General features: G+C 61.7%; 8 protein-coding genes and 1 pseudogene. 4 read left to right on the forward strand and 5 right to left on the reverse strand.

Annotation, left to right across the window (positions count from 1 at the left end):
- Positions 1–120: pseudogene (locus E5W87_RS31760) on the reverse strand (bifunctional riboflavin kinase/FAD synthetase); the annotation flags it as partial.
- A 26-nt stretch (positions 121–146) separates the two neighbouring features.
- Positions 147–1,007: a TIGR01459 family HAD-type hydrolase gene (locus E5W87_RS31765; protein WP_292406794.1), complete on the reverse strand. Its 861-nt coding sequence runs from the start codon at positions 1,005–1,007 to the stop codon at positions 147–149.
- A 341-nt stretch (positions 1,008–1,348) separates the two neighbouring features.
- Here E5W87_RS31765 and E5W87_RS31770 point away from each other — a divergent pair, with 341 nt between their 5' ends.
- Positions 1,349–3,310, forward strand: coding sequence for a pilus assembly protein (locus E5W87_RS31770; RefSeq protein WP_292406797.1), 1,962 nt, complete (start codon positions 1,349–1,351; stop codon positions 3,308–3,310).
- Positions 3,311–3,488: 178 nt separating this feature from the next.
- On the forward strand, positions 3,489–4,121 hold the full coding sequence (locus tag E5W87_RS31775; RefSeq protein WP_292406812.1) for a LysE family translocator: 633 nt from the start codon (positions 3,489–3,491) through the stop codon (positions 4,119–4,121).
- A gap of 87 nt (positions 4,122–4,208) precedes the next feature.
- On the opposite strand, the gene E5W87_RS31780 is transcribed toward E5W87_RS31775, so the two are convergent.
- Positions 4,209–5,033, reverse strand: coding sequence for a DUF2189 domain-containing protein (locus E5W87_RS31780; RefSeq protein ID WP_292406800.1), 825 nt, complete (start codon positions 5,031–5,033; stop codon positions 4,209–4,211).
- A 235-nt stretch (positions 5,034–5,268) separates the two neighbouring features.
- A complete protein-coding gene (locus E5W87_RS31785) occupies positions 5,269–6,018 on the reverse strand; it encodes an SDR family oxidoreductase (protein WP_292406815.1) in 750 nt (249 codons plus the stop codon).
- Between the two features lie 110 nt (positions 6,019–6,128).
- Between E5W87_RS31785 and E5W87_RS31790 the strand changes: the two genes are divergently transcribed.
- Positions 6,129–6,500, forward strand: coding sequence for a helix-turn-helix domain-containing protein (locus tag E5W87_RS31790; protein ID WP_292406803.1), 372 nt, complete (start codon positions 6,129–6,131; stop codon positions 6,498–6,500).
- Between the two features lie 95 nt (positions 6,501–6,595).
- On the opposite strand, the gene E5W87_RS31795 is transcribed toward E5W87_RS31790, so the two are convergent.
- Positions 6,596–7,300, reverse strand: a complete 705-nt coding sequence (locus E5W87_RS31795) for a glutathione S-transferase family protein (protein WP_292406806.1) — start codon at positions 7,298–7,300, stop codon at positions 6,596–6,598.
- Positions 7,301–7,408: 108 nt separating this feature from the next.
- Between E5W87_RS31795 and E5W87_RS31800 the strand changes: the two genes are divergently transcribed.
- Entirely contained in the window at positions 7,409–7,774 is a 366-nt protein-coding gene (locus tag E5W87_RS31800; RefSeq protein WP_292406809.1) for a helix-turn-helix domain-containing protein, read from the forward strand.
- Positions 7,775–7,827: the final 53 nt, after the last annotated feature.

Genomic DNA, 7,827 nt, shown 5'->3' on the forward strand with positions numbered 1-7,827 from the left:
TTCGAGCACGGCCTGATGGCCGCGGTGAACGCCGTCGAAATTGCCGATCGCCACCACGCCGCCGCGCAAATGGTCCGGCAGCGGCGAGATTGCAGAAACGCGTTCGAAGGCTTCCGTCATTTCGAGGCTTCCGTCATCGAGCGACCCTACCGCAGTCTCGGAATGACCGCGACCGGCCGGTAGCCGTGCATTTCCAGAAAGGCAATCAGCCTGGCCGGATCCGGTTGTAGCGGATCGCCATAGTCGCGGGCATGGATGCCGCCCGACACGTAGAGCACGTCGAAGCCGTTGTCGGCAGCACCTTTGATGTCGGTCATCATGCCATCGCCGATGGCCAGCACGTCCGAGCGCTCGACCGGGCGGCCGAGCAGGTCGGCGATCTCCTTCATCGCGACGTCATAGACGGGGGCATAAGGTTTTCCGGCGATCAGCGTGCGGCCGCCGAGCTGGGCATAGTCGCGCGCCAAGGTCCCCGCGCACCAGATCATCCGCTCGCCGCGCTCGACCACGATGTCGGGATTGGCGCAGATGAATGGCAGGTTCCTGGCGCGCAAGCGCCGCAGAAGTTCGGCGTAGTCTTCCGGTTTCTCCACCTCGTCGTCGAACAGCCCGGTGCAGACCACGCCGGATGCCTCGAACTCCTCGACGAGCTCGACGTCAAGCCCGTCATAGAGCGTGAAATCGCGATCAGCGCCGATGTGGAAGATTTTTCGCGGGCCCTCGATGATCAGGTCGCGGGTCACGTCGCCGGACGTGACAACGCGGTCATAGGCGCTTGGGGGAACACCGATCGCATTCATCTGCGCCACCACATCGGTGCTTCGGCGCGGCGAATTGGTGATCAGCACGACAGGTATTTTCGCCGCGCGTGCGGTGGCCAGCGCCAGAGCCGCGGCCGGAAAATGCCGTTCGCCATTGTGGACCACGCCCCACACGTCGCAAAGAATGGCCGTATAGGCTCCCGACAAATCTGCGAGCGAGCCGATGATGTCGGGTGAATCCGCCATACTATTTTTCCCAAGTCATGATCGGCCGCTACCGACGGTCCGTGCGGCAGGCCCGCATTAACCGAAGCGCTTGATCCTGTCACCAGCTTTCGCAACGTTCAGGATTGCGTGGCGATGGTCAAAGCAGGCGCGCAAAGCGTAAAAGCCGCCTCTTTCCAGAGGTTTAGCCCATTGCGGAGGCTTCGCGCGGGTCCAATCATGGACAGCACTGCCGCCATCTGCGGCGTGGTTAACGAGCTTTAAAAAACTGTGCCGATCTTGGACATATTTTAGCAATCTGAAATTTAACTATTGGTGGCATCGTTCGCCGACAAAGGGGTTCTGGCGGGGTTCTGAAGGCAATGATCCGTAAATTCGGTAGGGACCGGCGTGGCAACTATACGCTCATGACGGCCATCACGATTGTGCCGCTCATGGGCGGATTGGCACTCAGCGTCGATTACTCGGAACTGCTCCGCCAGAAGCACAGCGCGTTGAACGCCCTGGATGCCGCCGGCATCGCCACCGCTCAGCAGATCGTTGCCGGCGCAAGCGACGCCGACACCGTGGCCTATGCCAAGAATTTCTTCGAAGCCAATCTCGGCCCCGTTAATCCGGCTGATACGTTGCTTACCGTTACCCTGCCCAACAACAATGCAGGTGGCGGCACGTTGAAGCTCTGCAGCACCCTGACGTACCACCCCTATTTTCTGCCGGCCGCCACCATGCTGATCGGCGGTGGGACCACCGGCGACACAACCTTCACGGCGTGCTCGGAAATCCGCCTCAAGAACACGCTGGAAGTAGCCCTTGTGCTCGACAATTCCGGCTCGATGAACGACCTCGGTTCCGGCACCGGCGTGAAGCGAATAGACCTGCTGAAGACTGCCGCCAAGCAGCTTGTCGACACGCTGGCGCTGCAGGCACAGCAGATGAAGCAGGTCAGCAAACCGGTGCAGTTCTCCCTCGTGCCGTTCGCCGCGTCGGTCAATGTCGGCCCCACCCATGATCTAGATGGCTGGATGGATCAGGACGGCATCTCCCCGATCCAGCACGAGGATTTCGACTGGACGACGATGACCCCCGCCAACGATCCGGACAGATACGCCGAGAAGCTCAACGGCGTCTGGTACAAGCGCGGCACCGGCTGGGGCGAGACCCAGGATCAACCACTGACCCGCTTCAGCCTTTACGCCGACATCACGGTCGAGTCTGGCCGCGAAGAAGTGCCTAACACGAAACAGTACATCTGTGACACCTATAACAAAAAGGGTAACTGCAGCAGCGGCCATTGGACCACCCCGGAATATATCTACACCACCAGCCGCTATGCGAGCTGGCAGGGTTGCGTCGAGGCGAGGCCGTACCCGTATAATAACGACGACACGACGCCGAACACCGCCACGCCTGCCACGCTGTTCGTGCCGATGTTTGCGCCGGACGAGGCTGGCACCCTCTGGCTCGATTTCAACCGCGACGGTGTCAACGACGCGACCTATCTGTCCTATAGCTACGGCAACAACTGGTGGGCCGACTGGCCCTATTACACCGACAGCCCAACCGCTTCGCAGCGGCAGTCGGACATGCGCAAATATTTCCTGGTCAAGCCTTACGGCTCGAAGTCGGCGGCCTCGGGCGACGGCCCGAATGCGTCCTGCACAACCAACCCGATCACGCCGCTCAAAGACGTGAGCCAGCTAGCCCAGAAGGAGGAGATCAACGACGCCATCGACGCCATGGCGCCGAACGGCAACACCAACGTGCCGGAAGGCCTTGCCTGGGGCTGGCGGACAGTGTCGAGCAACGAACCTTTCACGGAAGGCCGACCGAACACCGAAAAGGGCAATGACAAAGTGGTCATCGTGCTGACCGACGGCGCCAACACCTACAGCGCCGTCAGCGACAGCGGCTATGCCAATAACAGGTCGACCTATGCCGCTTACGGTTACACCGGCCTGACATATCCGGGCTCTGGAAGCGTGACGCGCCTGTTCATGAACACAAGCACCGACATCGGCAAGACCACTTACACCGGCGCCAATTACACCGCCGCGCTGGACGAGCAGATGCAGACCCTTTGCGCCAACGCGAAGAATTCGAACGTTCTCGTCATGACCGTTGCGCTCGACCTGTCGACCACCGATGCCGGCGACAAGAAAGCACTCGACGCCCTGAAGGCATGCTCCTCGGACTCGCGCTTCCGCAAGGATCCCACCGATCCGACCAAGCCGGCCAAGCTGTTCTGGAACGCGACCGGGGCGACGCTGTCGGACAATTTCAAGGAAATCGCCAACGAATTGTCGAACCTGCGCATCGTCGGCTGAGCGGCGCGCCATCGCCCAGAAACGACAGGCTGGGAGGACAGAGGGGGGCGCAAAGGATCGCTGACCTAACCGTTCTTCCGGCTGATAGCGGGGCTGGCGCAAAGGCTGGCGCCACCTTGCCCTTGCGGCGGTCGGACGGACATGGTGAGTGTCCTCCACCGCCACCGGAGATGCGCCCGTGCCCGACGCCGCCAACCATCTCGCCTTCGCGCTGGTCTGCCTCGGCATGGTGCTGACGCCTGGCCCAAACATGATCTATTTGATCTCGCGGTCGCTGTCGCAGGGGCCGAAGGCCGGCCTGATCTCGCTCGGTGGCGTGGCGCTCGGCTTTGTCTTCTACGTGTTGTCGGCGGCATTCGGCATCACCGCGTTGCTGCTTGCCGTGCCTTACGCCTATGATGTGCTGCGCTTTGCCGGCGCGCTCTACCTTTTGTGGCTTGCCTGGCAAGCTGTGAGGCCAGGCGGACGCTCGCCGTTCCAGGTCCGCGAACTGCCGAAGGACAGGCCGCGCAAATTGTTCGCCATGGGCCTGATGACCAATCTGCTCAACCCGAAGGTGGCAGTGCTTTATCTGTCGCTGCTGCCGCAGTTCATCAGCCCCGGCAAGGGCAACGTGCTGTCACAGCTTCTGGTGCTCGGCACCACGCAGATTGCGATCAGCCTCACCGTCAACGCGATCATCGCTGTTACGGCCGGCTCGATCGCCGTCTTCCTCGCCGGCCGGCCGCTGTGGCTGGTGATCCAGCGTTGGATGATGGGCACGGTGCTGACAGCACTAGCCCTGAAGATGGCGACCGACGCGCAGCGTTAACTAGAGCATCGGACCCAAGTGGGTCCCGGTTTTGGAAAAATCCGATGCTCCAACAAAAAGAGATAGAGCGGCGGCACCGCCGCTTGCTTACATCGGCCGCCGGTCCTGCTGCGCCCGCTCCGGTTCGACCACCCTGCGATAGAGATGCCACGTCGCATGGCCAAGCACGGGCATGACGACGGCGAGCCCGGCAAACAGCGGGATCGAGCCGATGACCAGCAGCACGGCGACCATAAGGCCCCACAGCGCCATCTGCAGCGGATTTGTCATCACCGCCCGTGCCGATGTCTCGATTGCCGAGACTGCGCCGACATCACGGTCGAGCAGCAGCGGGAAAGCGACGACGGTCGTCGCCAGCACGATCGCGGCGAAGACGAACCCGGCCGCATTGCCGAGCAGGATCAGCGTCCAGCCTTTGGGCGTCGTCAGCACGTCTCGCACAAAGCCGCCGATCGAGGCCGGCGGCTGATTGCCGAACAGGCCGGTGTAGATCGATTGCGCGGTGAACAGCCAGAGCAGGAACAGTGCCACCAGCATAGCGCCGATGACCGCGATCGCCGGCAGCGCCGGCGAGTGGCGCACGTCGAGCGCGTGCCACCAGGACGTGTCCATGCCGAGTTCGCGCCGGCGGCTGATCTCGTAGAGGCCGATCGCGGCGAAGGGTCCAAGCAGGGCGAAGCCGGACATCAGCGGATAGATGAGCTGGATGGCATTGGAGCCGGAACTCCATCGCGTCAGGATCAGGCCGACGATCGGATAGATCAGGCACAGGAACACGTAATGCGATGGCTTTGCCCAGAAATCCTCGATGCCGAGCCGCAGCACATCCATCAGGTCCGCCGTGGTGATGCGGCGCACCGTGGGCTGCACGTGCATTCCACGCGCGTCCGACATGACATGAAAGCTGGCCATAACCATTCTCCCGTGTGTCGGGGCGGTCACCGCCAGGATGGCCGCCCATAGCTGCCACTTCTCGTACAAGAACTATGATAGTCGATTTAGAGGTGATTGTCGCCAAGTCGATGGTCGCGATGGTAAATCCGGCTAGAGCGGGATGCTTTTGGATTGAACGGGGCATCCCGCTCTATCTGTTTGTTTCAGCCGCATTTGTGCGACGCCACGTGTAACCACTTGGCTGCAAAATGCTCTAGAGATTTCCGACGCCGCCATCGACGAGCAGTTCCGTGCCGACGACGAAGCTCGACTCATCCGATGCCAGAAACACCGCCGCCTTGGCGAGCTCCCAGGGTTTGCCCATACGGCCGATCGGCACCAGCGCGCGTATTCGATCGCCCAGCGCCTTCTCTTCCGCTTCGGGCAGACCCAGCTTGCCCAGGGCGGGCGTCTCGGTCGGCCCTGGGCTGAGGCCATTGACGCGAATACCGCGCTCGATCATCTCCCCCGAGAGGGTGCGCGCTAACGACAGGAGGCCCGCCTTGCTGGCGGCGTAGGCGCTGCTCTGGGGCAGGCCGATATGGGCACTGACCGAGCCGCACAGGATGATCGACGACGGGTTGGAAAACATCGGCAACAGGGCCTGGATCAAAAAGAACGGCCCCTTCAGATTGGTCTGCATCAGACGGTCGTAGACCGCCTCGTCCCAATCCTGCAGCGGTTGGTGCGTCACATCGCCAGCGTTGATGTTGAGTATGTCGAGCCGAGGCCAGCGCTGCGCAAGCTCGGCGGCAAGCGCACGCTGATCGGCGAGGTTGCCGGCATCATTTCTGATCACCTGCGCCGATCCGCCCAGCTCGCGCTGCGCAGCGTCGAGCCCGGACGGGCTCCTGCCGGTGATTGCCACGGTAGCGCCCTCGGCCAGGAACTGGCGCGCGGTTTCGAGACCGATGCCGCTGGTTGCCCCAGTAATGAGGGCATATTTGCCTCTCAAGCGACCCATGATTTGGCGACCCATGATTTGCCTTCCCAAAGACGATGAGAACGGCATTGTCGACATGATAGTATGCTTTGTATAGTAGGCACCGAATGGGTACTAAGGGAAATAATTTCATGCCGCAGGCAAAAGCCATCGAGGTACCGCCAGTCGAGGCCGGAAATGGCGCGACCGATCGTTGCCCAATGATCGATTTCGTCAATCTGGTTTCGGGAAAATGGGCCATTCCCATTCTTTATCGCCTGATCGTCACCGGTTGCCCGATCCGCTTCGGCGAGCTCCAGCGGGCCGTCGCACCGATTACGCAAAAGGAGCTCACGCGGCAGCTGCGCCTGTTCGAACATCGCGGTCTGGTCTATCGGAGGGTCTATGCCGAGATGCCGCCGCGCGTTGAGTATGAGATAACGCCGCTGGGCAGAACCTTGCGTGGCACGCTGGATTCGCTGGCCGACTGGATGCGCGTCAACGCATCCCACTTGATCACCTGACCGATCGTGGACGGATTGTTTGCCTTGCCAAAGCCACGAGCGGTCACCGCGCGGCGCCACACTTTGGCGCCGCGCGGTGAGATGCGTGACAAAAGCTAGGCAGCGAAGCGATCGATCACCTCAGCCAGCGGGACGTGGCCGAGGCAGGCGCCCGAACCAGCGGGGTTTTCACCGTCCTCGATAGCCTGTGCGTAGCGTACGGACGGATCGGCTTCGATCCTGCCGCGCAACGCCGCCAGCTTGGGGTAGCTCGCCCCGTCGACCGCCTTGTGGAACTCCGCCCAGCGCGCCACACCAATCAGCGTGGTATCGGCAAGCGTCAGGCGATCGCCAACCAAAAAGTCCGTGCCTGATATCATCGCCTCAAGCTGGTCATGGCGGTTGGTAACGACCTTGCGGCCAAAGTCGCGCAAGGTCGCCAGCAGGGCCGGCTCGGCCGATTCCATTTCATATGCAGCCCAGAGCGGGGTGAAAGCGGCGGTGAAACCGGTGTTCACGAAAGCCATCAGCTGATGCATCCGGTCGGCCTCCGGTGAGCGAGGGTCGAAGCTGATACGACGTTGCGTATCGCGGGCTTCGAGCCAGGCGGCAATCGCCATGGTCTCGGTGAGCACCCTGCCTTGATCCGTGATCAACACCGGCGTTTCCTGACGGCCGTTGATGCTGGCATAGGCGTCGTTCTTCATTTCAGTGAGCATGTCGACACGACACAGGCGGTAGGGCTGTCCGAGGCGTTCAAAAGCAGCGACAAGCCCCATCGAACTTCCCAGCGGGAAGCCATAGAGGAGGATAGGTTCCATTTCTTTGTCTCTTCCATAATTTAGGGATCACGCTGCGCAGCGAAACTTGACCCTAAACGCTGGTCGCCCCATGTAAATTACGCACTATTCTGTAACCAGGTCCCCGCCATGAAAGATGTCGTCTCACGCTGCCCGATCGAAGAAACCATGCGTGTGCTCAGCGGCCGCTGGCCCACCTTGCTGCTCTACTACCTCAAGGACGGGACCAAGCGCTTCAGCGATCTGAGGCGTGACAACCCGACCGTTTCGCACCGTATTCTGGCGCTGGAACTGCGCAAGCTGGAGGAAGCCGGGATCGTGCGGCGAACGGCGCATGCCGGCTATCCGCTACGCGTGGACTACGACCTCACAGCGCCCGGCCTGAAGCTTGTGCCGCTCATCGACGCACTCGGCGACTGGTGGGAAGATACCGAGGACGATCTGACCGGCCGGGTCTCATCGACGGCGGAAACCAAGCTCGTGAAGGCGGCCTAGTGAAAATCTGATGGAGTGGATGCCCCCTCCCGACGGCATCGCGATGTGCCAAT

The organism is Mesorhizobium sp., from assembly GCF_004962925.1.
GTDB lineage: Bacteria > Pseudomonadota > Alphaproteobacteria > Rhizobiales > Rhizobiaceae > Mesorhizobium.

What these genes read in the sequence shown, in the direction of transcription:
- E5W87_RS31780 (WP_292406800.1), bottom strand. Translation starts at nt 5,033, where the DNA reads ATGGCCAGCTTTCATGTCATGTCGGACGCGCGTGGAATGCACGTGCAG.
- E5W87_RS31800 (WP_292406809.1), top strand. Translation starts at nt 7,409, where the DNA reads ATGAAAGATGTCGTCTCACGCTGCCCGATCGAAGAAACCATGCGTGTG.
- E5W87_RS31765 (WP_292406794.1), bottom strand. Translation starts at nt 1,007, where the DNA reads ATGGCGGATTCACCCGACATCATCGGCTCGCTCGCAGATTTGTCGGGA.
- E5W87_RS31785 (WP_292406815.1), bottom strand. Translation starts at nt 6,018, where the DNA reads ATGGGTCGCTTGAGAGGCAAATATGCCCTCATTACTGGGGCAACCAGC.
- E5W87_RS31795 (WP_292406806.1), bottom strand. Translation starts at nt 7,300, where the DNA reads ATGGAACCTATCCTCCTCTATGGCTTCCCGCTGGGAAGTTCGATGGGG.
- E5W87_RS31770 (WP_292406797.1), top strand. Translation starts at nt 1,349, where the DNA reads ATGATCCGTAAATTCGGTAGGGACCGGCGTGGCAACTATACGCTCATG.
- E5W87_RS31790 (WP_292406803.1), top strand. Translation starts at nt 6,129, where the DNA reads ATGCCGCAGGCAAAAGCCATCGAGGTACCGCCAGTCGAGGCCGGAAAT.